General features: G+C 35.4%; 21 protein-coding genes and 1 tRNA gene. 16 read left to right on the top strand and 6 right to left on the bottom strand.

From position 1 onward, the window contains the following. Positions 1 to 119: 119 nt before the first annotated feature. Positions 120 to 2,957: a WD40/YVTN/BNR-like repeat-containing protein gene (locus tag AC0J6S_RS03385; protein ID WP_474955435.1), complete on the top strand. Its 2,838-nt coding sequence runs from the start codon at positions 120 to 122 to the stop codon at positions 2,955 to 2,957. 73 nt (positions 2,958 to 3,030) lie between these two features. On the opposite strand, the gene aceA is transcribed toward AC0J6S_RS03385, so the two are convergent. After that, positions 3,031 to 4,311: an isocitrate lyase gene (aceA, locus tag AC0J6S_RS03380; RefSeq protein WP_474955434.1), complete on the bottom strand. Its 1,281-nt coding sequence runs from the start codon at positions 4,309 to 4,311 to the stop codon at positions 3,031 to 3,033. Between the two features lie 22 nt (positions 4,312 to 4,333). After that, on the bottom strand, positions 4,334 to 5,959 hold the full coding sequence (aceB, locus tag AC0J6S_RS03375; protein WP_474955433.1) for a malate synthase A: 1,626 nt from the start codon (positions 5,957 to 5,959) through the stop codon (positions 4,334 to 4,336). 117 nt (positions 5,960 to 6,076) lie between these two features. Here aceB and AC0J6S_RS03370 point away from each other — a divergent pair, with 117 nt between their 5' ends. Beyond that, positions 6,077 to 7,558 carry a helix-turn-helix domain-containing protein gene (locus AC0J6S_RS03370; RefSeq protein WP_474955432.1) on the top strand — a complete coding sequence of 494 codons (1,482 nt, stop codon included), beginning with the start codon at positions 6,077 to 6,079 and terminating at the stop codon, positions 7,556 to 7,558. Positions 7,559 to 7,635: 77 nt separating this feature from the next. Here the strand turns inward: AC0J6S_RS03370 and AC0J6S_RS03365 are convergent, their stop codons facing one another. Continuing rightward, on the bottom strand, positions 7,636 to 8,997 hold the full coding sequence (locus AC0J6S_RS03365; RefSeq protein WP_474955431.1) for a hydroxymethylglutaryl-CoA synthase family protein: 1,362 nt from the start codon (positions 8,995 to 8,997) through the stop codon (positions 7,636 to 7,638). 368 nt (positions 8,998 to 9,365) lie between these two features. Between AC0J6S_RS03365 and AC0J6S_RS03360 the strand changes: the two genes are divergently transcribed. The 3 genes from AC0J6S_RS03360 (at position 9,366) to AC0J6S_RS03350 (ending at position 12,861) form a co-directional block, all read left to right on the top strand. Beyond that, positions 9,366 to 10,031, top strand: a complete 666-nt coding sequence (locus AC0J6S_RS03360; protein ID WP_474955430.1) for a succinate dehydrogenase cytochrome b subunit — start codon at positions 9,366 to 9,368, stop codon at positions 10,029 to 10,031. 13 nt (positions 10,032 to 10,044) lie between these two features. Next, positions 10,045 to 12,045 carry a fumarate reductase/succinate dehydrogenase flavoprotein subunit gene (locus AC0J6S_RS03355; protein ID WP_474955429.1) on the top strand — a complete coding sequence of 667 codons (2,001 nt, stop codon included), beginning with the start codon at positions 10,045 to 10,047 and terminating at the stop codon, positions 12,043 to 12,045. Between the two features lie 69 nt (positions 12,046 to 12,114). Next, positions 12,115 to 12,861: a succinate dehydrogenase/fumarate reductase iron-sulfur subunit gene (locus tag AC0J6S_RS03350; RefSeq protein WP_474955428.1), complete on the top strand. Its 747-nt coding sequence runs from the start codon at positions 12,115 to 12,117 to the stop codon at positions 12,859 to 12,861. 82 nt (positions 12,862 to 12,943) lie between these two features. Here AC0J6S_RS03350 and AC0J6S_RS03345 read toward each other — a convergent pair whose 3' ends face one another. Beyond that, complete coding sequence (locus tag AC0J6S_RS03345) at positions 12,944 to 13,507, bottom strand: hypothetical protein (RefSeq protein ID WP_474955427.1); 564 nt, start codon at positions 13,505 to 13,507, stop codon at positions 12,944 to 12,946. A 71-nt stretch (positions 13,508 to 13,578) separates the two neighbouring features. Between AC0J6S_RS03345 and AC0J6S_RS03340 the strand changes: the two genes are divergently transcribed. Next, positions 13,579 to 14,349, top strand: a complete 771-nt coding sequence (locus AC0J6S_RS03340) for an amidohydrolase (RefSeq protein ID WP_474955426.1) — start codon at positions 13,579 to 13,581, stop codon at positions 14,347 to 14,349. On the opposite strand, the gene AC0J6S_RS03335 is transcribed toward AC0J6S_RS03340, so the two are convergent. Beyond that, positions 14,346 to 16,004, bottom strand: a complete 1,659-nt coding sequence (locus AC0J6S_RS03335) for an Ig-like domain-containing domain (RefSeq protein ID WP_474955425.1) — start codon at positions 16,002 to 16,004, stop codon at positions 14,346 to 14,348. The genes AC0J6S_RS03340 and AC0J6S_RS03335 overlap by 4 nt on opposite strands. Before the next feature lie 218 nt (positions 16,005 to 16,222). On the opposite strand from AC0J6S_RS03335, the gene mce reads away from it, so the two are divergent. Together mce and AC0J6S_RS03325 are read left to right on the top strand one after the other, a co-directional pair. Then, entirely contained in the window at positions 16,223 to 16,624 is a 402-nt protein-coding gene (gene mce, locus AC0J6S_RS03330; RefSeq protein WP_474955424.1) for a methylmalonyl-CoA epimerase, read from the top strand. A gap of 142 nt (positions 16,625 to 16,766) precedes the next feature. Next, positions 16,767 to 16,840, top strand: a tRNA-Ile gene (locus tag AC0J6S_RS03325). Positions 16,841 to 17,243: 403 nt separating this feature from the next. On the opposite strand, the gene AC0J6S_RS03320 is transcribed toward AC0J6S_RS03325, so the two are convergent. Then, positions 17,244 to 17,831, bottom strand: a complete 588-nt coding sequence (locus AC0J6S_RS03320) for a riboflavin synthase (RefSeq protein WP_474955423.1) — start codon at positions 17,829 to 17,831, stop codon at positions 17,244 to 17,246. A gap of 58 nt (positions 17,832 to 17,889) precedes the next feature. Between AC0J6S_RS03320 and pdxA the strand changes: the two genes are divergently transcribed. The 8 genes from pdxA to AC0J6S_RS03280 all read left to right on the top strand — a co-directional run bounded on the left by pdxA (position 17,890) and on the right by AC0J6S_RS03280 (position 23,775). Beyond that, positions 17,890 to 18,933, top strand: coding sequence for a 4-hydroxythreonine-4-phosphate dehydrogenase PdxA (gene pdxA / locus AC0J6S_RS03315; protein ID WP_474955422.1), 1,044 nt, complete (start codon positions 17,890 to 17,892; stop codon positions 18,931 to 18,933). Between the two features lie 91 nt (positions 18,934 to 19,024). Continuing rightward, positions 19,025 to 19,567: a YceD family protein gene (locus tag AC0J6S_RS03310; protein ID WP_474955421.1), complete on the top strand. Its 543-nt coding sequence runs from the start codon at positions 19,025 to 19,027 to the stop codon at positions 19,565 to 19,567. Between the two features lie 9 nt (positions 19,568 to 19,576). Further along, positions 19,577 to 19,771 (top strand): 50S ribosomal protein L32, encoded by a 195-nt coding sequence (gene rpmF, locus AC0J6S_RS03305; protein WP_007137315.1) that lies wholly within the window; start codon positions 19,577 to 19,579, stop codon positions 19,769 to 19,771. 171 nt (positions 19,772 to 19,942) lie between these two features. Then, on the top strand, positions 19,943 to 20,941 hold the full coding sequence (locus tag AC0J6S_RS03300) for a beta-ketoacyl-ACP synthase III (RefSeq protein WP_474955420.1): 999 nt from the start codon (positions 19,943 to 19,945) through the stop codon (positions 20,939 to 20,941). Positions 20,942 to 20,964: 23 nt separating this feature from the next. Then, positions 20,965 to 21,444, top strand: a complete 480-nt coding sequence (gene accB / locus AC0J6S_RS03295) for an acetyl-CoA carboxylase biotin carboxyl carrier protein (protein ID WP_474955419.1) — start codon at positions 20,965 to 20,967, stop codon at positions 21,442 to 21,444. Between the two features lie 98 nt (positions 21,445 to 21,542). After that, entirely contained in the window at positions 21,543 to 22,889 is a 1,347-nt protein-coding gene (accC, locus tag AC0J6S_RS03290) for an acetyl-CoA carboxylase biotin carboxylase subunit (RefSeq protein WP_131908176.1), read from the top strand. A 265-nt stretch (positions 22,890 to 23,154) separates the two neighbouring features. After that, complete coding sequence (locus AC0J6S_RS03285) at positions 23,155 to 23,451, top strand: hypothetical protein (protein WP_474955418.1); 297 nt, start codon at positions 23,155 to 23,157, stop codon at positions 23,449 to 23,451. Between the two features lie 33 nt (positions 23,452 to 23,484). Beyond that, positions 23,485 to 23,775 (top strand): hypothetical protein, encoded by a 291-nt coding sequence (locus tag AC0J6S_RS03280; RefSeq protein WP_474955417.1) that lies wholly within the window; start codon positions 23,485 to 23,487, stop codon positions 23,773 to 23,775. Positions 23,776 to 23,825: the final 50 nt, after the last annotated feature.

Genomic DNA, 23,825 nt, shown 5'->3' with positions numbered 1-23,825 from the left:
CTTGTTTTTTATATTGATTATTCAAAAATACTAACTTTGAGAGAAACGGATGTTAATTACACTATAAAATTTTCAGATAACTATTTTTATGTTTAATTTTCAAGCTCAAATTAGTTTTTATGAAAAAAATAGTGCTCTTTTCTGCCCTTATCGTACAAAGTGTCTCTTGGGGACAAGTTTCTGCCGAAGCAATTCAGCAATCATTGGAATCCAAAAAACAAATGGAAAATCAATCGATTTTTCAGCAGGTTACTTTCGAAAATGTGGGTCCAACGGTAATGAGCGGCAGAGTGGTAGATGTGGATGTAAATCCGGAAAATCCAACTGAGTTTTATGTAGGATATGCTTCAGGCGGACTTTGGTACACGAATAATAACGGAATGAGTTTTTCAGCGGTTATGGATGCGGCGCCTACGCAAAATGTGGGTGATATTGCGATAGACTGGAAACGAGGAACGATTTGGGTAGGAACTGGCGAAGTAAATTCGTCCCGATCGTCCTATGCCGGAATTGGAATTTTGAAATCCGAAGACAAAGGAAAGACTTGGCAAAATATGGGATTGCATGACAGCCATCACATCAGTAGAATCCTGATAAATCCAGCAAATCCAGATGAAGTTGTTGTGGGCGCAGTAGGTCATTTATATTCTAAAAATGAAGAAAGAGGAATTTACAAAACAACAAATGGCGGAAAAACGTGGAGTAAAACTCTTTATATCGACGATGAAACCGGGATTATTGATGTGGCTGTTTCGCCAAAAAATTTCAAGGTTCAATTTGCGGCTTCTTGGAGCAAAGACAGAAAAGCGTGGGATTTTATAGGAAGTGGCGCTACTTCGGGAATTTATAAAAGTGAAGACGCGGGAATGACATGGAAACTTTTCACGAATGCTGAAAGTGGATTTCCTGTTGGCGAAGGCGTTGGAAGAATTGGTTTAGCAGTATATGACGATGAAAACGTTTATGCCATTTTGGACAACCAATTCAAAAGACCGTTGCAATCCAAAAAAAGCAATTCGTTGCCGATTGCATTTTCTATGCCGGGAGACGAATTCTTAAAATTGCCCAATAAAAGTTTAAATTCTATTTTAAAGAATTATGGTTTAACCGAAAAATATAGAGCCGAAAACATCAAACACTGGGTTCAAAACGGGTATTTGCAACCTAACGAAGCGGCAAAAGTGGTTTTAGATGCGATAAGTAGTTTAGCCGAAACAGAAGTTATCGGAGCCGAAGTTTACAAATCAAGTAACGGAGGAAAAAGCTGGACGAAGACCCACAAGGATTTCATTGATGATTTCTTTTATTCGTACGGCTATTATTTCAGTGTCATTTCTGTTGATCCAAACGATGTGAATAAAATTTATTTGTCAGGCGTACCCATTATAAAATCAAATGATGGCGGAAAAACATTTATCTCCATAAGTGAAGAAAATGTTCATGCGGATCATCACGTAGTTTGGGTGAACCCCAATAAATCTGGGCATTTAATTAATGGAAATGATGGTGGTTTGAATATTTCATATGACGATGGAGCGCATTGGGTGAAAGGGAATTCCCATAGCGTCAGTCAGTTTTATGCAGTGAATGTGGATGAGCAGGAACCGTATAATATTTATGGCGGAATGCAGGATAATGGTGTTTGGGTTGGGCCAAGTAATTACAAATATTCCTCAGAATGGTACCAAACCGGAAAATATCCGTACGAAAATTTGATGGGAGGTGACGGAATGCAAACTCAAATTGACAAACGAAATCCAAATATTGTTTTTACTGGTTTCCAATTTGGAAATTATTACCGAATTGATCGTGCTAGTAACAAGCGGGAGTATATTTCGCCAAAGCCAAAAAAGGACGAAAAACCATTCCGATTCAATTGGCAGACACCTATTTTATTGTCTTCGCATAACCAGGATATTTTATACATGGGATCCAATTTCTTGCATCGCTCTATGAATCAAGGGCAAACTTGGACTGCGATTTCACCAGATTTGACGCAAGGAGCTAAAGAAGGAAATGTAGCTTTTGGAACAATCGCTGCCATCAGCGAAAGTACATTGCAGTTTGGTTTGCTTTACACAGGAAGTGATGATGGATTGATTCATGTTTCGAAAGACGGAGGTGCTACTTGGAACAAAATTTCGGGAAATTTGCCTCAAGATCGTTGGGTTTCCAGAGTCGTGGCATCGGCACATAAGAAAGAAAGGGTGTATGCGACTTTAAACGGATATCGTAATGATGATTTTACCAGTTATGTGTATATGTCAGATGATTTTGGTCAAACCTGGAAAAATATTGCCAATAATTTACCTGCAAGTCCCGTGAATGTAATCGTGGAGGATAATGTCAACGAGAATGTTTTGTATCTGGGAACGGATAACGGATTGTATGTTTCCTTAAATAAAGGAACAACTTGGGATGATTTTTCGAACGGAATTCCAAACGTTGCGGTTCACGATTTAGTGATTCAAAGGATAGCAAAAGATTTAGTGGTGGGAACTCACGGCCGTTCTATTTATAAAGTCAATTTGGATCAGGTGCAACAATTGAATGATAAAGTGGTAGCTGAAAATCTTCATGTTTTCGAATTAAAAAAGATAAAAAAATCAAGAGAATGGGGAAACAGCTGGAGTTCTTGGGCTAAAGCTTCAGAGCCAAAAACAGAGATTTGGTTTTATGTGAATGGGGATTCAGAAGTGCTTTTACAAATTGAAAATAGTTTAAAAGAAGTCGTTTATTCTCAGAAAGTGAAAGCGTCAAAAGGATTAAACAAGCATGTTTACGATCTTTCCATAACGAAAGCAACTGCTGATAATTGGAAAAATAAAGACAAAAAACTAAAACTTGAAGCAGCTAAAAACGGCAAATATTACCTTCCGGTTTCAATAAATAAAATCAGTATTCAAAAAGGAAAAGAGAAAGTGGTTACTGATCTTGAAATTATAGAATCGAAGTAGAAAGTCTTTTTATTTTAAAAACAAAAAACACGATTCCATCTGAAATCGTGTTTTTTTATGCTTGCTACTTTGTTTAAAATTGCGCTACTTCAGTAGAGTCTTTCATCGCGGTTGTAGAAGATTTTCCTATTGTTACAGTATTTTGTACTGCATCAAAATAAGAAGTTCCTACGAAACCTTGGTGTTTTACTGCTTTGAAACCGTGTTTTTGCAAAGCAAATTCTCTTTCCTGTAATTCAGAATAGCCTGCCATTCCTCTTTCTTTGTAGGCTTTAGACAATTCGAACATACTCGTATTCAGTGCGTGAAATCCGGCCAAAGTGATGAATTGGAATTTATATCCCATTGCCGCAAGATCTTCTCTGAATGTTTCCATTTCAGCAACGGATAATTTTGCAGCCCAGTTGAAAGAGGGTGAACAATTGTAAGCTAACATTTTCCCTGGGAATTTTGCGTGAATTCCTTCGGCAAATTTTCTTGCGTAATCCAGATCCGGATTACTTGTTTCCATCCAAATTAAATCAGCATAAGGCGCATAACTCAATCCTCTGTCAATTCCTTGCTCGACTCCACAATTTACATAGAAAAAACCTTCTCCCGTTTTTTCTCCAGTGATGAATTTAGCATCTCTAGGATCAATGTCGCTAGTTAATAAGTTGGCTGCATCAGCATCAGTACGGGCAACGACAATAGTTGGAGTTTCCATTACGTCAGCCGCTAATCGAGCTGCAATCAATTTGTTGATGGCTTCTTGAGTAGGAACTAATACTTTTCCACCCAAGTGACCACATTTTTTGGCAGAACTCAATTGATCTTCAAAGTGAACTCCTGCGGCTCCCGCTTCAATCATCGCTTTCATTAATTCGAAAGCATTAAGGTTTCCTCCAAAACCAGCTTCGGCGTCAGCCACAATAGGAACCAAATATTCTTTTTTGTCTGCAGTTCCGTTAACCACTTGTATTTGGTCTGCTCTCAAAAGCGCATTATTGATTCGTTTTACCACTAACGGTACACTGTTCGCAGGATATAAAGATTGATCAGGATACATTTCGCCGGCCACATTTGCATCAGCGGCAACTTGCCAACCGCTCAAATAAATAGCATCTAATCCTGCTTCCACCTCTTGAATGGCTTGGTTTCCGGTAAGTGCGCCAAGTCCGGCTACAAAATCCTGAGAATTTAATTTGTTCCATAGAGTATTTGCTCCAATTCTGGCTACACTGTGCTCTATTTGATACGAACCTTGCAATTTCACCACTTCTTCAGCAGTATATGGTCGCTCAATACCATTCCATCTTGGGTTCGTAATCCAGTCGGTAACTAATTCTTGAATTCTTGTTTCTGTAGTTTTCATTTTTCTTTTTTTTGGTTGTTTGTTAATAGGGATTGTAATTGACTTTATAAATGTATTTGTATCCAGGAATGGTCAAAAATTCGATAAAATTGTCGTTGACCACTAGAATGTCTAGTAATTGTTCAGCCAGTCCATATTTTTGTTTTTCGTGATTTTCATCCCCAACAAGCTTTCTGATTTTTTCAAATTCCTCCATCGCTATACGATGATAATAATTTGTATTCAATGTTTTTTTATTGTCCAAAACGACCTCGTTTTGTAACCATTGCCACAATTGTGATCTCGAAATCTCAGCAGTAGCAGCATCTTCCATCAAATTGTGCAACGCTGCGGCGCCTTGTCCGTTGAGCCATGAAGCGATATATAAAACTGAAATACTAATGTTTTTTCGAACACCTTCCTCGGTAATGGTTCCTTTTGGAGTTTCGAGCAAATCATTTTCGGTAACGTGTACATCTTCTCTTTTTACCTCAATTTGGTTTTTGTTTGGCATGTATTTATCGAAAACTGTCATGGCAAGTGAAACCAAATCCGGATGTGCGACCCAAGTTCCGTCATGACCATTTTTTACTTCCCGTTCTTTGTCGGCTATTACTTTGTCGAAAGCAATTTTATTGGCTTCTTCGTTGTTTTTTATTGGAATTTGTGCCGCCATTCCACCAATTGCATGAATATTTCGTTTGTGGCATCTTTGAATAACTAATTGGGAATACGCACTCATAAATGGAGAAGTCATCGTCACCTGATCTCTATTTGGAACAATGAAAGCTGGGTTTTTTCTTAATTTTTTGATGTATGAAAAAATGTAATCCCATCGCCCGCAATTAAGACCTACAATATGCTCTTTCAGTTCAAAAATGATTTCGTCTAATTGAAAACTGGCAGTTATTGTTTCGATTAAAACTGTGGCTTTGAATGTTCCGTTTTTTACGCCTAAATATTCCTGTGTAAATTCGAAAACTTCATTCCACCATCTTGCTTCCAGATAATGTTCCAGTTTTGGAATGTAAAAATATGGTGCCGTTCCATCTTCAATAAGTTGCTTATGATTGTGAAAAGCATATAATCCGAAGTCAATTAGTGATCCAGAAGTTTGTTCTCCGTTAATCAAAATATTTTTTTCCGGTAAGTGCAATCCTCTTGGACGAACAAGCAGTACTGCAGTTTTTTCGTTCAGACTGTATTTTTTATTCTTTATAGTGTCTTCAAGAGCAATGGTTTTATTCACCGCATCTTTTAAGTTTTGCTGTCCCGTCATTAAGTTGCTCCAAGTAGGAGAAGTGCTGTCTTCAAAATCAGCCATGAATGTTTTTGCACCTGAATTTAATGCATTAATGACCATTTTTCTGTCGACTGGACCTGTTATTTCGACTCTTCGATCTAATAAATCGTCTGGCGTTTGCGCCGCTTTCCAATAACTTTCTCTGATGCTTTTAGTCTCAGCAGGAAAAATTGGTAAGGTTCCCGCATCAAATAAATCCTGTTGTTTTCTTCTTTCGTCTAATAACAAAAGTCTTTTGGCATTGAATCGCTCGTGAAGTTCTGTAATAAAATTAATTGCCTGGTCCGTCAAAATTTCTGGATAATGCTCTTTCGTTTCATTGGAAAACTGTAACGATTTTTCGGTTGTTTCGGTATTTGCTTTCATGGTTAATATGTTTTACATGACAATGTTACGAAAAGTTTTTTACAAAACAAGCGAACGTACGCTAAAAATGAAAAATATTTTTTTTGGCGTAAATATTTTTTAGCTTATCTTTGAGATATGAACATAGAAAAGGATTATATCAAGTTGATTTTTGGGTTAAAACTCAAGCAGGCTCGCACCAATAAGAATCTGTCACTATTTGGTTTGGCAAAAATCACGGACCTTTCAAAATCGTATTTGAACGAAATTGAAAAAGGGAAAAAGTATCCAAAAACGGATAAAATTATTCTGTTAGCCGAAAAACTCGATATTTCCTATGATAATATGGTTTCGTTGAAACTGGATAATAATCTGGCGCCCATTGGAGAAATCCTAAAATCGGGTATTCTAAAAGAGATACCTCTGGAGATTTTTGGGATTCAGGAAAACGATCTCATCGATATTATTGCCAATGCTCCTGCAAAAGTCAATGCGTTTATCAGTACGATTATTGAGATCGCACAGCATTATAATTTGACAAGAGAGAGTTTCTTTTTGGCGTCGTTGCGTTCGTACCAAGAAGCACATACGAACTATTTTGAAGATTTAGAGCAGAAAGTGTTGCAGTTTTCCAAAGCGTTTCACGTGAATATTGAGACCAAGATTTCGATTGAAGAACTTACGGCGATATTAATTGAAGAATATGGTTATACGATAAATGAACTCGTTTTTTCTGAACAAGAACAATTGGGAGATTTGAGATCTATTTTTGTTCCAAAAAGCAAGACATTGTTACTTTCATTAGACATTGACGAGCCCCAAAGGGCGTTTATTTTAGCAAAAGAAATTGCATATAATTATCTTGAAATCACCGAAAGATTGTATACGTTCAGCTGGATTAAGTTTGATAACTTCGATCAGGTTTTGAACAACTTTTATGCTTCATATTTTGCGGGAGCATTGCTTATTCCAAGGCAAAAATTAATTGACGAACTGAATTTATTTTTGTCCAAAACAGATCCAAAACCGCAGGAAATGATTGCTGTGATGAGCGGGTTTAATGTTTCCCCGGAATCGTTTTATCAAAGGTTGACTAATATTTTACCAAAAGACTTTCAATTGAAGAATCTTTTCTTTCTGAGATTGTCGCATCAAATAGGAACGGATACGTATCAGATAAAAAAGGAATTGCATATCACGAACCAGCAGGAGCCGCACGCAAATGAAATGAATGAGCATTACTGCCGAAGATGGGTTTCAATACGCACGATTGAGGAGTCTTTGAAGCAAAAGAAGAATCATTTTTTTGATGCGCAAATCTCAAGTTATGAAAACAGCAAAAATGAATACCTTGTTTTTTCATCCGCAACACCGGATCCGTTTAAGGTTGATTGTATCCGTAGTATATCGGTGGGGATATTGATTACGGCGGGAATGAAGAAAAAATTTAAGTTTATCGAGAATGACTCGCTTAAGAAACAGATTGTTGGGGTTACCTGTGAAACCTGTGCCGTAAAAAATTGTTTGGAGCGCGCTTCGCCACCAATTCAGTTAGAGCAAAAAATGCGCAATGAGAATACGGATTTAATTGTTCAACAATACATGGCAAAATTCAGTTAGCGGAATGTGGTCTATTAAATCAAAAAGCACCGAAAGTTCAAGTATGAATTGTCGGTGCTTTTTTTAGAAATAAAAAATTAATCCACCCATTTGTAATAACGAGCACCAATTAAATTAGTAATTTCATTTTCAATTTGGTCTAAAATCCATTCATTTTTTGGAGTTCGAATGCTGATTTTTTGTTCCTTTTTGTGCAGTTTGTTGTAAGTTTCAAAGTCAATTTCGAAACTTTTTTCTATTGTTTCAAAAAGATTCACGTCAGCCATTGCTAATTTCCAGTCTTGTTGAATGGTTCCTTCGAAAACCTTTGATTTTGAGCCGCTTCCGTAAGCAAGAAAGCCAAATTTACTGCCGCTTATTTCTTTTTCAGTATCGTAAAAATGAGCCAAAGTTGAAAGTAACCCCATGAAAATAGAACCTGTGTATAGATTTCCAATTAGAGAAGAAGCGATTTCGGCAGGCATTAATTTTTCATTTACAAATTCTTTATAGGCTTCTGATTTGCTGATTTCTTTCAATTTATTTTGGTATTCAGAAGCATCTTCGTCGCCAGAGATAATTGTATTGGATGCATCCAAAGCATAAATTTCAGACAACATTCGACGTCCCTGAAAAGCATAAGGCAAGTGCATGACAATACTTTTCCAGGAATCGTAAACAGTTTCGGTGGTATTTTTTAATTTTTTGAATGAAAAATAAGCGTCTCTCGTTCGATCCATATAGCATTGATTCGAATATTGACCGTCAAAAACCGGCTGGTCTTTGTGGATTTCAACTTCACTTTCTAAATTTTCAAACCAGGGTTCATTAGTTGTATTTCCTGTAATTGCTGTTTTCGAAATCGTTCGGAACGGTTTAAAAAAGTCAAAAACTCCTTTTGTGCTGGTTGCCCAATTGTTTTCGAAAGCAATAATTCTTGGGTTTGAAGTTATCAACATTGCTAAAGCGCCAGCGCCTTGTGTGTATTCTCCGGTAGAGTTTAAATCGTATTTTGCAAAATCAGTAGTGACAACAATTGCTTTTTTTGTTGGATTCAATGTTACAAAATCAATGCAGTTTTGTATGGCATCAACTCCGCCAATACAAGCAAAAGTAAAATCAACCACATCACATTCTGATAACGTGTTTTCTCCAAATTTTTGTTCCATCAATGCAATTAAGAACGAACTTATTGGCTTTGAGCTGTCAATGGCGCTTTCGGTTCCTACATAAATTCGGGCAATTTCATTGAGGTTTATGTTGTTGTCTGAAATTAATTTGGTCAATGCATTGGCACCAAAAACTACCGTGTCTTGATGTATGTCTGGCAATGTCATTTTGATTAAGCCCAGTCCTTTTTCTAGTTTTTCGGGTTCGATATTTCTGGCTTTTGCCAAAGTGTTTATGGGTAAATGTATTTTTGCAACATCAAAAGAGATAGCGTCAATTCCTGTTTTCATTATAATTTTTTTTCTTATAAAAGTAAAATTTAGGAGTTTAATGACAGTTTTTTTAGGGTTCTAAAAATAGTGTTTATTAAACTTTTAGGAATTTAAAAAAATTACCTAATCAAAATTATTGATATGATAAATTAAATCCCTATTTATGAGGATTATAGTAAATATCAGCTGCAGTAAAATTGTGCGATTATTTGCTTTTGTTTAACTAAATAACAGGCTTTTAGCGTCTTAAGTGCTGGTTGATAGCAAATTATTGGGATTTAGGTATTAACACTTTAAAATGATTATAAATTATAGCGAAAAGGTTGTAGTTCATCACTAATTGCTCTATTTTTGTATCATTTTTAAATTAATTCATACAAAACCTTATGGCAAAATCTGCATTATTAAAGTCATCGATTGCAAAAAAAGTCGCAATGGCGCTTTCTGGACTTTTCTTAATTTTATTTTTAGCACAACATTTTTTTATAAACAGTACTTCAGTTTTTAGCCCTGACGCTTTCAACGCTATTTCTCATTTTATGGGTAATAATCCATTGGTGCAGTTTGTAATTCAGCCAATTCTTATAATAGGTGTTGTTTTTCACTTTATAATGGGTATCGTTTTAGAATTCAAAAATAACAGTGCTAGACCAATAAATTATGTAAAGAACAATGGAGCGGCTAACTCTTCTTGGGCTTCAAGAAATATGATTATTTCCGGGTTAGTTGTTTTAGCTTTTATGCTACTACATTTTTATGATTTTTGGGTTCCCGAAATGATCTATAAATACGTAGATGTTAATCCGCTCAACGAAACCAGATATTTTGAGGAGTTAACACATAAATTCGTTAGTCCAGTACGCACCGGTATTTATTGCGCTTCGTTTATTTTATTGTCACTTCACCTTTGGCATGGTTTCAATTCATCGTTTCAATCGGTGGGTTTTAACAATAAATATTCAAGATCATTACACAAATTAGGATATGCTTTTGCAATTGTAGTTCCTTTTGGTTTCATTTTCATTGCATTATTTCATCATTTTAATCATTAATATTAAATTATAAATGGCATTAGATTCAAAAATTCCAAATGGTCCAATATCGGACAAATGGACAAATTATAAAGATCATATTAATTTAGTAAACCCGGCTAACAAACGTAATATTGATATTATTGTTGTTGGAACGGGACTTGCAGGAAGTTCTGCTGCTGCAACATTAGCTGAATTAGGATATAACGTAAAAACATTTTGTTTTCAGGATTCACCAAGACGTGCGCATTCAATTGCGGCGCAAGGTGGGATTAATGCGGCAAAAAATTATCAAGGAGATGGAGATTCAACTTTCCGTTTGTTTTATGATACTGTAAAAGGTGGTGATTACCGTTCAAGAGAAGCTAACGTGCACAGATTAGCGGAAGTTTCAGTAAATATTATTGACCAGTGTGTAATGCAAGGTGTGCCATTGGCACGAGAATATGGTGGACTTTTAGACAACCGTTCTTTTGGAGGAACTTTAGTCGCAAGAACATTTTACGCTAAAGGACAAACAGGTCAACAATTGTTACTAGGTGCTTATTCTGCTATGAACCGCCAAATCGGCCGTGGAAAGATTAAATCTTACACACGTCACGAAATGCAAGATTTAGTAATAGTGGATGGTAAAGCAAGAGGAATCATTGCACGCGATTTAGTTACCGGAGAAATAGAAAGACACTCAGCGCATGCAGTAGTTATTGCCTCTGGAGGTTACGGAAATGTATTTTTCCTATCCACTTACGCTATGGGAAGTAACGCAACTGCTGCTTGGAAAATACATAAAAAAGGAGCGTTTTTTGCTAATCCTTGTTATACACAAATTCACCCTACTTGTATCCCAGTTTCAGGAGATCACCAATCTAAATTGACATTGATGTCAGAATCGTTGCGTAATGACGGACGAATTTGGGTTCCAGCAAAATTAGAGGATGCGAAATCTATCCGTGAAGGAAAATTGAAACCAACACAAATTGCTGAAGCAGACAGAGATTATTACTTAGAGCGTCGTTATCCAGCTTTTGGAAATTTAGTACCTAGAGATATTGCTTCTCGAGCTGCTAAAGAAAGATGTGATGCTGGTTTTGGAGTTAACAAAACTGGTGAAGCAGTGTATTTAGATTTTGCTGCAGCGATCGAACGCTACGGTAAAGAACAAGCCTACGTAAAAGGATTAGATGCTAATGATGCCGCATTAATTACAAAATTAGGCGCTGCACTTGTAGCTAATAAATACGGGAATTTATTCCAAATGTATGAGAAAATCGTTGATGAGAATCCGTACACAACACCAATGATGATTTATCCTGCGGTACATTATACCATGGGTGGTACTTGGGTTGATTATAACTTACAGACCACTATTCCAGGTTGCTTCTCTATTGGAGAATCAAATTTCTCTGATCATGGAGCAAATAGGTTAGGAGCTTCTGCATTAATGCAAGGTTTAGCAGATGGTTACTTTGTATTGCCTTACACAATAGGAGATTATTTAGCTCCAGATATCAAGACAGGAAAAATTTCTACTGATTTACCTGAATTTATTGAAGCTGAAAATAATGTAAAAGCACGAATTGATCAGTTTATCAATAATAATGGAACTCATTCTGTTGATTATTTCCATAAGAAACTTGGAAAAATCATGTGGAACAAAGTTGGAATGGCACGAAATGCGAAAGGATTAAATGAAGCAATCGTAGAAATTGCAGCGTTAAGAGAAGAGTTCTATAAAGATGTAAAAGTGCCTGGTGACGCTAACAGTTTTAATCAAGAGTTAGATAAAGCGGGTCGTGTGGCCGACTTCTTGGAGTTGGGTGAATTATTTGCTAAAGATGCCTTACACCGAAATGAATCTTGTGGAGGTCATTTCCGTGAAGAGTATCAATCAGAAGACGGAGAAGCACAACGTGATGATGAAAATTTTGCATATGTTGCCGCATGGGAATACATGGGTAAACCAAGCGAGGCTGTACTTCATAAAGAACCATTAGTATATGACAATGTTAAATTAGTAACTCGTAGTTATAAATAGGAATTAGTTCAGTATCGAAAGTCGTATGGAAACGACTTTTTATAGTGCGACTTTCAAACTAAAGAAAATATGAAACTTACATTAAAAATATGGCGTCAAAAAAACGCTAAAGCAAAAGGTGAAATCGTTGAATATCCATTAGATGGAATTGAAGAGGATATGTCTTTTCTTGAGATGTTAGACGTTCTAAACGAAGGTTTAATAATGAAGGGCGATTTGCCAGTATCTTTTGATCATGATTGTCGCGAAGGAATTTGCGGTTCATGTTCTTTATACATTAACGGTGAAGCACACGGTCCAGATAGAGGGGTTCCTACTTGTCAATTGCACATGAGAATGTTTAAAGATGGTGATACAATCTACATTGAGCCCTTTAGAGCAAAGGCTTTTCCAGTAATTAAGGATTTAGTTGTTGACAGAAGCGCTTTTGATAGAATCCAGCACGCGGGTGGATTTGTATCCATCAATACTTCAGGGAAGCCTACTGATGCTAACGCAATTCCTATTCCTAAACATGATGCTGATAGAGCGTTTGATGCTGCAACTTGTATTGGCTGTGGTGCTTGTGTAGCATCTTGTAAAAACTCTTCTGCAATGCTTTTTGTGTCTGCAAAGGTCTCACAATACGCTTTATTGCCGCAAGGGAAAGTAGAAGCTACTGATCGTGTTCTTAACATGGTTGCACAGATGGATGCTGAAGGTTTTGGTAACTGTACTAATACTGGAGCTTGTGAAGTGGAATGTCCAAAAGGAATTTCTCTTGAAAATATTGCCAGAATGAATAGAGAATATTTATCTGCAAGTTTAAAAGGATAAAAAATTTAGATTATATAGTTAAAAAACGCATTCAATGTCAAATTTAAATGCGTTTTTTTTATGTAAAATAATCAATCTTAAATTAATCTTTCCAGCCCCAAGGTGCGGAAGGTGTTGTTACTGTTTTTGTTAAGTCAAATTTCACGGTAAAAAGTCGGTCAGAACCGATGCGTCTTAAGTTGTATGTAAATGAAGTTTCATCTAAAGTAATCCACCATACATTTGCAGCAGCATTTGGGATTAAATCACACGTTTGTTGATCTGCTGGAAAAAACTGAAGCGTTGATGAACCAGAATTAGATGCTTTTCCGCCGTATTGCGTCACCTTATCTTCGGAGCCGTCTTCGTGGCGGTGGTCGTGTTTCAATTGGATTCGGTCATTTTTATAGGTTAACACCCAAGTTCTTGATTTGTCCTCTCCCACAAAAAACGGAATCCTAATCGTATTTTCGTCACAATTGCGTACGTGCATTACTAATTTTTTATCCCGGAAAGTGTCATTGGCAGCGCCTTCTGTGATTTCGCCTTCAAATGATTTGCCACATTGTTTTTGTAAGTTTTCCCAAAATTGTTTTGCTCCTGATTTTTCTTGTCCAAAAATCAAAAGAGAGAATAACATGGTGCATACAAGAAGTATCTTTTTCATAAAATTGTTTTTTGCTAATATAATGAACTTCTGGTATTGTGATATTTCTTATTTTTATAAAAAATAAAATCATGCAAGTCACCCTGATCCAAGCTCCTTTAATTTGGGAAAATCCACAGTCAAATCGCAATTACTTTGAAGCAATAATCTATTCAATTACTGAAAATGTTGATTTAATTGTTTTACCGGAAATGTTTACGAGCGGCTTTACAATGAATCCCGAACACGTGGCTGAAACCATGGAAGGTGAAACAATAACTTGGCTTCAAGTATTGGCAAAAGTTAGAAACTGCGCCATTACGGGAAGTTTAGTTATTGCAGAAAATGGAAATTTTTACAATCGGTTAGTATTTGTATTTCCTTCCGGAGAAATTCAGTTTTATGATAAAAGACATTTATTTACTTTGGCTGGCGAAGACAAAGTCTATACCTGTGGAAACCAAAAAAAAGTTGTAGACTATTTGGGTTGGAAAATTTGTCCGTTGATTTGTTATGATTTGAGATTTCCTGCTTTTTCCAGAAATAGTGAGGATTATGACTTGTTGATTTATGTGGCAAGTTGGCCAAAAGTAAGAACGAATGCTTGGGATGCTTTATTGAAAGCGCGAGCAATAGAAAATATGAGTTATGCAATTGGTGTCAATAGAATAGGTGCTGATGCAAATGGTTACGAGTACATTGGGCACTCGCAAGCAGTCGATTTTCTAGGGAATTATGTACTGAAACCAGAAGAATCTGAAGGCTGTTTTACAGTACAGCTAGACCAAGAAAAAATGCTGGAAACCCGACAAAAATTAGGTTTTTTAAACGACAGAGATTCTTTTGAAATAAAAAACATCTAGTTCTGATTTTTCGTATCGGCTTTCTTTTTAGGTTCCGGAATGTAGGGAATGCTCAAATCAAAAATTTGATTTACGTCCCAATTTGCACGGACATCAATTTCTTTGGAAAAATAAATTACTTCTTCGGCCTGACGTTTTTCTAAATAATTTCCGGGATCCCACTCCTTGTTTTTGTTGGTGTCATAAATAGCGCGCAAGGTGTAAAGTGCAGGTTCAATTAAATTAAAGTCTACGGTGGTGTTTTTATCAGTGTATTCAGTGGTCAAAACATCGCCTTTTGTATTAGTGAGTTCAACAATAACAGGAAATTGTTTGATGTTTTCTACTGACACAGTGAGATTCCCGTACTCAGCAGTACTCTTAGTGCTTAATTTATACGTTAAAGTGTCATTTGTTTGTTCAAAAAAATCAGTCAGCGCTCCGGGTAAGAGTTTAAAAGTATAATTTTCCGAAGGTTCCTTTTTGAAGTCAAAATACAATTTTTGATTAAACTCATCGTATTCTGATGTAAAAACCACTGCGGTTTTTGAATTGTTGATCACACTTATTTTCGAATTTTCAACGCGAATTATTGGAGTCGAACTTTCTAGTGCAAAGCGCTCTCGGAATTTCAGGTTGCCTGTTTGGATTGCTGAAATCTTTAATGTATCTTTTTTCTGGTCTTTGATTTTAAAATTGAAGTTCGCTTCGTATTGGTCTTTGGCTACAGCCAAATTAAGCGAATCACTTTTGATGGGTTTGTACCAGACTTGTAGGGAATCCTTTTTTTGGAATTTAGTAATAATCGTAGACAAGATGTCATTGTTGGTTTTTAGTACTATTTTTGGACTTGCAGCCGCAGAATTCACATTGCCCTCGTATCCTAGGAACAATCTGTTTCCGGATGCTTGACTTGGTTTGAAAGTTTTGAAAGGAAGCGATTCCTTGAACAATTCTAACTCGTAAAGCGTATCATTTGGAATAGTAATAAAGTCTTTGCTAAATCCGATTTTATCCGTTTTTGGATTGTATTTATTGTTGCTATTGTAGTCTTTCATGGCTACAAGAAGGTATTTACCGGCTTTTAAATTCTCAAAACGAAAAGTCTTCAAACTATCTAATGTGTTGGTCACATATCTTGGGTTCTCATTATAAACTATTGAATCTTTGAAAGTGTCATTCACGTCATAAAGCATAACCGAAACGAATGACTCAACTTCTTTATCAAAAGCGCTTTTTACAGTTCCGCCAAGGCTTAAAGAGTCAATGTAATCACCGGTAGAAAACACATATTTGAATTGATTGAATGGATTTCCTTCATTATTATCAGCGATGCTTTGGCCAAAATTAAAGCTGTAAGTGGTGTTGGGTTGTAGTGTGTCTTTGATTTTTATTGTAATTGTTTTGCTCGCCGTTGTTGGTAAAATCAACGGTTCGTTTTTCATTGGGGGTGAAATAATCAACTGTTTGTTCAGGTTTTTCAATTTAATATTCTCGTCAAAAACTAGTTTGATTTCGTTTCCTTTGAAGTTTTTGCTAAAATTTTCCGGAAAACTTGCTTTTAAAACAGGGGCAATGGTATCTTTCAAACCGCCAGTGATGGAGCCTCTTTTTGCACATCCAACAGTAATTAAAAGCAATAGAAAGAAGGTATATTTTAAATTGTTTTTCAACATATCAAATCATAATTAGAATTTACAAAATAACAATTATAATTCCTGCAATCGAAATTTTTTAATGAATTATTGTGAGTGATTTAATTCCTCTTACTTTTTAGATTGCTTACTTTTTTTATTTTTAATGTTTAATTTTACACTAGTAAGTAATACAATATTAACTAGCAGCAATATTTGAATTTTCAAACCAAAGTAGCGTTGCTTTCAAAACATATATAATGAGAAAAATAGAACATATAGGAATTGCGGTTAAAGACTTAAAGGTTTCAAATTTAGTTTTTGAAAAACTCTTTGGTGCTCCGGCATATAAATTTGAAGATGTCGAAACCGAAGGAGTAACAACTTCATTTTTTTTGAATGGACCCAATAAGATTGAACTTCTTGCGGCAACTAATCCGGATAGTCCCATTGCCAAGTTCATAGAAAAGAAAGGGGAAGGAATTCATCATATTGCTTTTGATGTTGAAGATATTGTCTCAGAAATAGCACGTTTGCAAAAAGAAGGGTTTATAATCTTGAATGAAATTCCTAAGAAAGGAGCTGATAATAAGTTAGTTGCGTTTTTACATCCAAAAAGTACGAATGGTGTTTTAATTGAATTGTGTCAGGAAATTAAATAATTTTATTTTGGGTAAATGGGTAGTAATCTAATATTCAGCTGGTTTCTGTTTTAATATAGCTAATAATTGAATTATATTCAAATCTAAGTCAAAAATATTTGGAGCAAATGAAAAATAGTGGTAATATTGCACACTCTAAACCGGTCCTATAGCTCAGCTGGTTAGAGCACCTGACTCATAATCAGGTGGTCCCTGGTTCGAGCCCAGGTGGGACCACAAACCGCACTAATTTAGTGCGGTTTTTTTATTTATAAAATTTTTATTTGAACTAGTTTGTATAGTAGTTTTATGAAAAAGACACTCATTAGTTGAATTAGGATTGAAGATGATTTGTTTTTTAAAAATAGATTTTTATATTTGATCTTATGAAAATAGTTCAGAAAAACGCATTGTGTTTTATTCTCTTTTTTTTTAGCATTTTTAGTGTAATTGCTAATGGAAATCCTCCTATGCCTACTAATAGAAGGCCTCCTCCTCCTCCAATGTTGCCGATAGATGAAAATATATTTTTACTACTGATAATCGCCTTACTATTTGGGATTTACATTATTTATAATTTTAAAATAAAACAAAAAACTCCAATGTAAATTGGAGTTTTTTGTTTTATAAAGTGGAATTTTTATTTGTTTGCGTACAATCGGGAAACATATTTTCCAATGACGTCAAATTCCAAATTTATTCTTGTTCCTACTTCAAAAGTGTTGAAATTGGTGTGTTCATAGGTATAAGGGATAATAGCTACACTAAACTGATTTTTCTTTGAGTCTACAACTGTCAAACTAACTCCATTTACTGTGATGGATCCTTTCTCTATAGTGATGTTGTTTAGGTTTTCATCATATTCAAAAGTGTAAAGCCAGCTTCCGTTAGTTTCTTCGGCGGTGATGCAGGTGCCTATTTGGTCCACATGTCCTTGTACGATGTGTCCGTCAAGTCTGTCGCCTAGTTTCATAGCTCTTTCCAGATTGACGCTGTCACCAATTTTCCAGTCGGATAGGTTTGTTTTTTTTATGGTTTCGTCTATCGCTGTTACTGTGTAAGAAGTGTCTTTTATAGCAACAACAGTAAGGCATATTCCATTATGAGCAACACTTTGGTCTATTTGAAGTTCGCTGGTAATCGATGAATTCATCGTGATATGCACGTTAGTGTTCTCTTTTTTTATTTCTTGTATGGTGCCAAGGGTTTCTATAATTCCTGTAAACATTTCTTGTTTTATTTTACTAAATTTGCACTTCAAAATTAGCAATAAATAACGGTATGTCATGATGAAAAAAGCAGAAAATATAATCGTAGGAATTTCTATAGGAGATTTAAACGGTATTGGAAGCGAGGTTGTTTTAAAAACGTTCGAGGATTCTCGAATGTTAGAGTTATGTACGCCGGTTATCTTTGCAAATGTTAAGTTGTTGTCTTTTGTAAAAAAAAGTTTTCAATCAACTTCCTTGTTGCATGGTATTGATAAACTGGATCAAATTGTTCCTGGGAAAATTAATGTTTTGAATCTTTGGAGAGAAGGTGTGGACTTGAATCTGGGTGTAAATGATCCAAAAGCAGGAGAGTATGCTATAAAATCATTTGTTGCTGCGACCAAAGCTTTGAAAGAAGGCTTGGTTGATGTTTTGGTAACGGCGCCTATAAATAAATATAATATCCAGTCTGAGGAGTTTAAGTTTCCTGGACATACGGATTATTTAGATCAGGAATTAGAAGGGAATGCACTTATGTTGATGGTTCAGGATAATTTAAGAGTGGGGTTGTTGACGGACCATATTCCTTTAAGTGAAGTGGCATCTCATCTTACGGAGGAACTAATAAAGAAAAAAATTGAAACAGTCAAACAATCTTTAATTCAGGATTTCAGTATTAATAAGCCTAAAATTGCGGTTCTGGGGTTAAATCCGCATTGCGGTGACGGTGGAGTTATTGGCACTGAGGATGACTTGATATTAAAACCTGCATTGAAAAAAATATTTGACAAAGGGACTTTAGTTTTTGGACCTTTTGCTGCAGATGGTTTTTTTGGCAGTAACCAATACGAGAAATACGATGCTGTTATAGCTACTTATCACGATCAAGGGTTGATTCCTTTTAAAACATTATCTTTTGGTAAAGGAGTAAATTATACTGCGGGTTTAGATAAGATTAGAACGTCGCCTGACCATGGTACTGCTTATGACATAGCAGGAAAGGGAATAGCGGATTTCAACTCGTTTAAAGAGGCGGTTTATTTGGCTATAGATATTTACCATTCCAGAAATCAATATGCCGAAATTAGTGAAAAACCTTTAAAAACAAAAGAAAAGTAGTTGTGAACAAAAAAAAGTGAATAACATTATTAGATTTGCAATAATTTTATATCTTTGCACTCCCGAAGTTTAGGGGCAAATTGTTGTTGAAATGAAGAACACAAAAGAATATTTAATTCCTTTTATAGGATTAAAGCTAGGGAAACATCATTTTGAGTATCAAATCAGTAATGCGTTCTTTGAAATCTTTGATTATCATGAATATCGAGATTCAAATATCAAAGTAAATGTAGTTTTAGAGAAAAAAAGTACGCTGTTAGAGCTGAGTTTTAAACACAAAGGTTTTGTAAATGTACCTTGTGATCTTACCAGCGAAGATTTTGATTTGCCAATTAAAGGCAAAATGAAACTAATCGTTCGTTTTGGAGAAGAGTTCAATAATGAAAATGAGGAATTATTAATTTTACCTCATGGCGAATTTGAAATAGATGTTGCGCAATATATCTATGAAATGATTGTGTTGTCAGTGCCTCTAAGACGTGTTCACCCAGGCATAAAAGACGGAAGTTTACAGACTGAAGCTTTGACTAAGCTAAATGAACTTGCAGTAAAGGAAGAAAAAGAAGAAAATAAAGAAGAAGAAAATATTGACCCGCGATGGGACAAATTAAAGCAACTATTAACGGATAAATAATATAGTAAAATGGCACATCCTAAGAGAAAAATCTCCAAAACAAGAAGAGATAAAAGAAGAACACATTACAAAGCTACCGTAGCACAAATCGCTACTTGTCCTATCACTGGAGAAGCACATTTATACCACAGAGCATATTGGCATGAAGGTAAAATGTATTACAGAGGGCAAGTTGTTATAGATAAGTCTGTAGCTGTTGCTTAATCCATTTTTGTAAATGATATTCGAACTCTCACATCGTGAGAGTTTTTTTGTTGTCTATAATTTTGTTAAATAAGAAGTTCTAAATCAATTAGATTGGAATTTTTTTTGTAATTTTCAAGTCTTTTAAAAAATTTTCAAATGGTAACATTTGACTAGAAATAAACGCATACGATGAATACAATCACAGCCGCAATTACCGCTGTTGGAGCCTATGTTCCGGACTTTGTACTAACGAACAAAGCGCTCGAAGCTATGGTTGACACCAATGACGAGTGGATCACCTCTCGTACAGGAATAAAAGAAAGAAGAATCCTTAAAGATGAAGATAAAGGAACTTCTTTTTTAGCTATAAAAGCTGCTCAAGATTTATTAGTTAAAGCTAATATCGATCCGCTGGAAATAGATTTGTTGATTATGGCAACCGCTACACCGGATATGCCAGTAGCTGCTACAGGCGTATATGTTGCCACTCAAATTGGAGCAACTAATGCTTTTTCTTATGATTTGCAGGCTGCTTGTTCCAGTTTCTTATTTGGAATGTCAACCGCAGCTGCTTACATACAATCCGGTAGATATAAAAAAGTACTTTTAATTGGTGCCGATAAGATGTCCTCTATTGTTGATTATACTGATAGATCAACTTGTATTATTTTTGGTGATGGCGCTGGCGCAGTATTATTCGAACCTAATTATGAAGGATTAGGATTGCAAGACGAATACTTGCGCAGTGACGGAATTGGCAGGGATTTCTTAAAAATTGATGCTGGAGGTTCACTTCATCCTACTTCTATTGATACAATAAAAGAGAACAGACATAATATTATCCAAGACGGTAAAACAGTGTTTAAATATGCAGTAACAAATATGGCGGATTCTAGCGAATTACTTCTGAAAAGAAATAATTTGACAAATGAAGACGTAGATTGGTTAGTTCCTCATCAGGCCAATAAACGTATCATCGATGCAACAGCAAATAGAATGAATTTAGAAGATTCTAAAGTGTTAATGAATATCGAAAAATACGGAAACACCACTTCGGCTACTTTACCACTAGTACTTAGCGATTTTGAGCATGTATTCAAAAAAGGAGATACGATAATTTTTGCTGCTTTTGGAGGTGGATTCACATGGGGATCCATTTATCTAAAATGGGCCTACGATAAAAAATAAATTTAAACTAAAAACAAATAATTATGGATTTAAAAGAAATTCAAAATCTTATCAAGTTTGTAGCAAATTCAGGAGTTGCAGAAGTTAAGTTGGAGATGGATGATGTAAAAATCACTATCAGAACAACTTTAGAAGGAAATGTAACAGAAACCACATATGTTCAGCAAATGCCTGCTCAAGCACCACTTCAGCAAGCGGCAGTTCCTCAGCAAATTGCTCCGGTAGCAGCTGCTCCAGAAGTTCCTATAGTAGAAAACGCTCATTATATCACTATAAAATCACCAATCATTGGAACTTTTTATAGAAAACCATCTCCGGATAAACCAATGTTTGTTGAAGTAGGTAAAACAATTTCTAAAGGTGACGTTCTTTGCGTAATCGAAGCGATGAAATTATTTAACGAAATTGAATCTGAAGTTTCTGGTAAAATTGTAAAAATATTGGTTGACGATATGTCGCCAGTTGAATTTGACCAACCTTTATTCTTAGTAGATCCATCATAAGAAATTATAAATTATAAATTATAAATTTTGAATGATGAGTTTTCGTTATTTGAAATAATTTAAAATTTAAAATTCAACATTTAAAATTTCAAAAAAAGATGTTTAAAAAAATATTAATTGCAAATAGAGGGGAAATTGCGTTACGCGTAATTAGAACGTGCAAGGAAATGGGTATCAAAACAGTTGCTGTTTATTCTACTGCTGATGCCGAAAGTCTACATGTTAAGTTTGCTGATGAAGCGGTTTGTATAGGACCACCTCCAAGCAACTTGTCCTATTTGAAGATGTCGAATATAATTGCCGCTGCCGAAATTACAAATGCAGATGCAATACATCCAGGATACGGATTTCTTTCTGAGAATTCCAAATTTTCTAAAATTTGTCAAGAACATGGAATCAAATTCATTGGAGCATCTCCGGAAATGATTGATCGAATGGGAGACAAAGCTTCCGCAAAAGCAACTATGATTGAAGCAGGCGTTCCCTGTGTTCCTGGTTCTGTTGGGATTTTAGAATCGTATGACCAAGCCTTACAATTATCAAAAGATTTTGGTTTTCCGGTAATGCTTAAAGCGACTGCTGGTGGTGGAGGAAAAGGAATGCGTGCGGTTTGGAAAGAAGACGAATTATTAAAAGCATGGGAAAGTGCACGTCAGGAATCTGCTGCAGCTTTTGGAAATGACGGAATGTATCTTGAGAAATTAATTGAAGAGCCTCGTCATATCGAAATCCAAGTGGTAGGTGATGCCTACGGTAAAGCATGTCACCTTTCTGAAAGAGACTGTTCTGTTCAAAGACGTCATCAAAAATTAACTGAAGAAACTCCATCTCCATTTATGACAGAAGAATTACGTCATAAAATGGGAGAAGCAGCGGTAAAAGCAGCGGAATATATTAAGTATGAAGGTGCAGGAACGGTAGAATTCTTAGTGGATAAACACCGTAATTTCTACTTCATGGAAATGAATACGCGTATCCAAGTTGAGCATCCTATTACAGAGCAGGTTATTGATTATGATTTAATTCGTGAGCAAATTCTTGTTGCAGCTGGAGTAGCGATTTCAGGAAGAAATTATTTGCCGCAGTTACATGCAATTGAATGTCGTATCAATGCGGAAGATCCTTATAATGATTTTCGTCCGTCTCCCGGAAAAATCACTACGTTGCATATGCCAGGAGGACACGGTGTGCGTTTAGATACTCACGTTTATTCGGGGTATACTATTCCACCAAATTATGATTCAATGATTGCAAAGCTGATTACAACTGCGCAATCTCGTGAAGAAGCAATTAGCAAGATGAGAAGAGCGTTAGATGAATTTGTAATCGAAGGCATAAAAACTACGATTCCTTTCCACAGACAGTTAATGGATGATCCTCGTTATATTTCAGGAGACTATACAACTGCATTTATGGATACTTTTAAAATGAATGATCCGGAATAGAAATTATACAATTACGTTAAAGAACCTTGCAGTGATGCAGGGTTTTTTTTGTTTAAAATAGGTTCAAATACGACCTGTTTTGTATAAAAATTATACACGTTACTCAGTCTATTACCCACTTTTCCCAAATAAAAAAAATATTAAATTTTAAAAAACGTTGTTTTTAATGGGTTTAGAGCTGTTTTGTGTAACGTTTGAAGTATGGTATGATTATTCGATTATACTAAACAACAATAACAAATAAATAATTTAAAAAATACATATCATGAAAAAATTAATTTTATCCGCAGCAATCGTTTTAGGAAGTTTATCAACTTATGCTACTTCAGTTCCAGTCACAAATGAGGTTACAAAAACGGTAATGGTTCAAGAAGAATACACCGAAGTGAAACTCGAAGAAGTTCCAGTTGCAATTACTGAGGCGTTGAAGGTTGCTTATCCTAGTGCGATTTTAGACAAAGCATATATCACTGCAAAAAAGGAGTACAAATTAGATATAACTCTTGGAGATAAAAAAGGAAATCTGTTTGCGGATGAAACCGGAAAATGGATTCAAAAATAAAAGATTAAATAATAGCAATTAAAATAAAATATTATGAAAAAATTACTCTTATCAGCGGCAATCGTTTTAGGAAGTTTATCAAGTTATGCGGGGGAAGTTCCAACAGTGCAGGTACAAAATCAATCTTCTGTTCTTCAAGAAGGATATATTGAAGTTGAAAAAGTTCCTGATGCTGTCAAAAAAGTGCTAGAAACAGCCTATCCGGGAGCAGTTCTCGGAAAAGCATACATCAATACAAAAAAAGAATATAAACTAGAAATCACAGTTAAAGACCAAAAAGCTACTGTATATGCGGATGCCGCTGGAAACTGGATAAATAAATAATTTAGGAAAATTTTTATTTTAAAAAGAGAGATTGTTTTCACAGTCTCTCT

The organism is Flavobacterium sp. TS_SC_5 (assembly GCF_056156265.1).
This window is presented reverse-complemented; position numbering and strand designations above follow the sequence as displayed.

Excerpts from the sequence above, each read along its gene's own strand:
- AC0J6S_RS03385 (WP_474955435.1), top strand. The coding sequence starts at position 120 with ATGAAAAAAATAGTGCTCTTTTCTGCCCTTATCGTACAAAGTGTCTCT.
- aceA (WP_474955434.1), bottom strand. The coding sequence starts at position 4,311 with ATGAAAACTACAGAAACAAGAATTCAAGAATTAGTTACCGACTGGATT.
- aceB (WP_474955433.1), bottom strand. The coding sequence starts at position 5,959 with ATGAAAGCAAATACCGAAACAACCGAAAAATCGTTACAGTTTTCCAAT.
- AC0J6S_RS03370 (WP_474955432.1), top strand. The coding sequence starts at position 6,077 with ATGAACATAGAAAAGGATTATATCAAGTTGATTTTTGGGTTAAAACTC.
- AC0J6S_RS03365 (WP_474955431.1), bottom strand. The coding sequence starts at position 8,997 with ATGAAAACAGGAATTGACGCTATCTCTTTTGATGTTGCAAAAATACAT.
- AC0J6S_RS03360 (WP_474955430.1), top strand. The coding sequence starts at position 9,366 with ATGGCAAAATCTGCATTATTAAAGTCATCGATTGCAAAAAAAGTCGCA.
- AC0J6S_RS03355 (WP_474955429.1), top strand. The coding sequence starts at position 10,045 with ATGGCATTAGATTCAAAAATTCCAAATGGTCCAATATCGGACAAATGG.
- AC0J6S_RS03350 (WP_474955428.1), top strand. The coding sequence starts at position 12,115 with ATGAAACTTACATTAAAAATATGGCGTCAAAAAAACGCTAAAGCAAAA.
- AC0J6S_RS03345 (WP_474955427.1), bottom strand. The coding sequence starts at position 13,507 with ATGAAAAAGATACTTCTTGTATGCACCATGTTATTCTCTCTTTTGATT.
- AC0J6S_RS03340 (WP_474955426.1), top strand. The coding sequence starts at position 13,579 with ATGCAAGTCACCCTGATCCAAGCTCCTTTAATTTGGGAAAATCCACAG.
- AC0J6S_RS03335 (WP_474955425.1), bottom strand. The coding sequence starts at position 16,004 with ATGTTGAAAAACAATTTAAAATATACCTTCTTTCTATTGCTTTTAATT.
- mce (WP_474955424.1), top strand. The coding sequence starts at position 16,223 with ATGAGAAAAATAGAACATATAGGAATTGCGGTTAAAGACTTAAAGGTT.
- AC0J6S_RS03320 (WP_474955423.1), bottom strand. The coding sequence starts at position 17,831 with ATGTTTACAGGAATTATAGAAACCCTTGGCACCATACAAGAAATAAAA.
- pdxA (WP_474955422.1), top strand. The coding sequence starts at position 17,890 with ATGATGAAAAAAGCAGAAAATATAATCGTAGGAATTTCTATAGGAGAT.
- AC0J6S_RS03310 (WP_474955421.1), top strand. The coding sequence starts at position 19,025 with ATGAAGAACACAAAAGAATATTTAATTCCTTTTATAGGATTAAAGCTA.
- rpmF (WP_007137315.1), top strand. The coding sequence starts at position 19,577 with ATGGCACATCCTAAGAGAAAAATCTCCAAAACAAGAAGAGATAAAAGA.
- AC0J6S_RS03300 (WP_474955420.1), top strand. The coding sequence starts at position 19,943 with ATGAATACAATCACAGCCGCAATTACCGCTGTTGGAGCCTATGTTCCG.
- accB (WP_474955419.1), top strand. The coding sequence starts at position 20,965 with ATGGATTTAAAAGAAATTCAAAATCTTATCAAGTTTGTAGCAAATTCA.
- accC (WP_131908176.1), top strand. The coding sequence starts at position 21,543 with ATGTTTAAAAAAATATTAATTGCAAATAGAGGGGAAATTGCGTTACGC.
- AC0J6S_RS03285 (WP_474955418.1), top strand. The coding sequence starts at position 23,155 with ATGAAAAAATTAATTTTATCCGCAGCAATCGTTTTAGGAAGTTTATCA.
- AC0J6S_RS03280 (WP_474955417.1), top strand. The coding sequence starts at position 23,485 with ATGAAAAAATTACTCTTATCAGCGGCAATCGTTTTAGGAAGTTTATCA.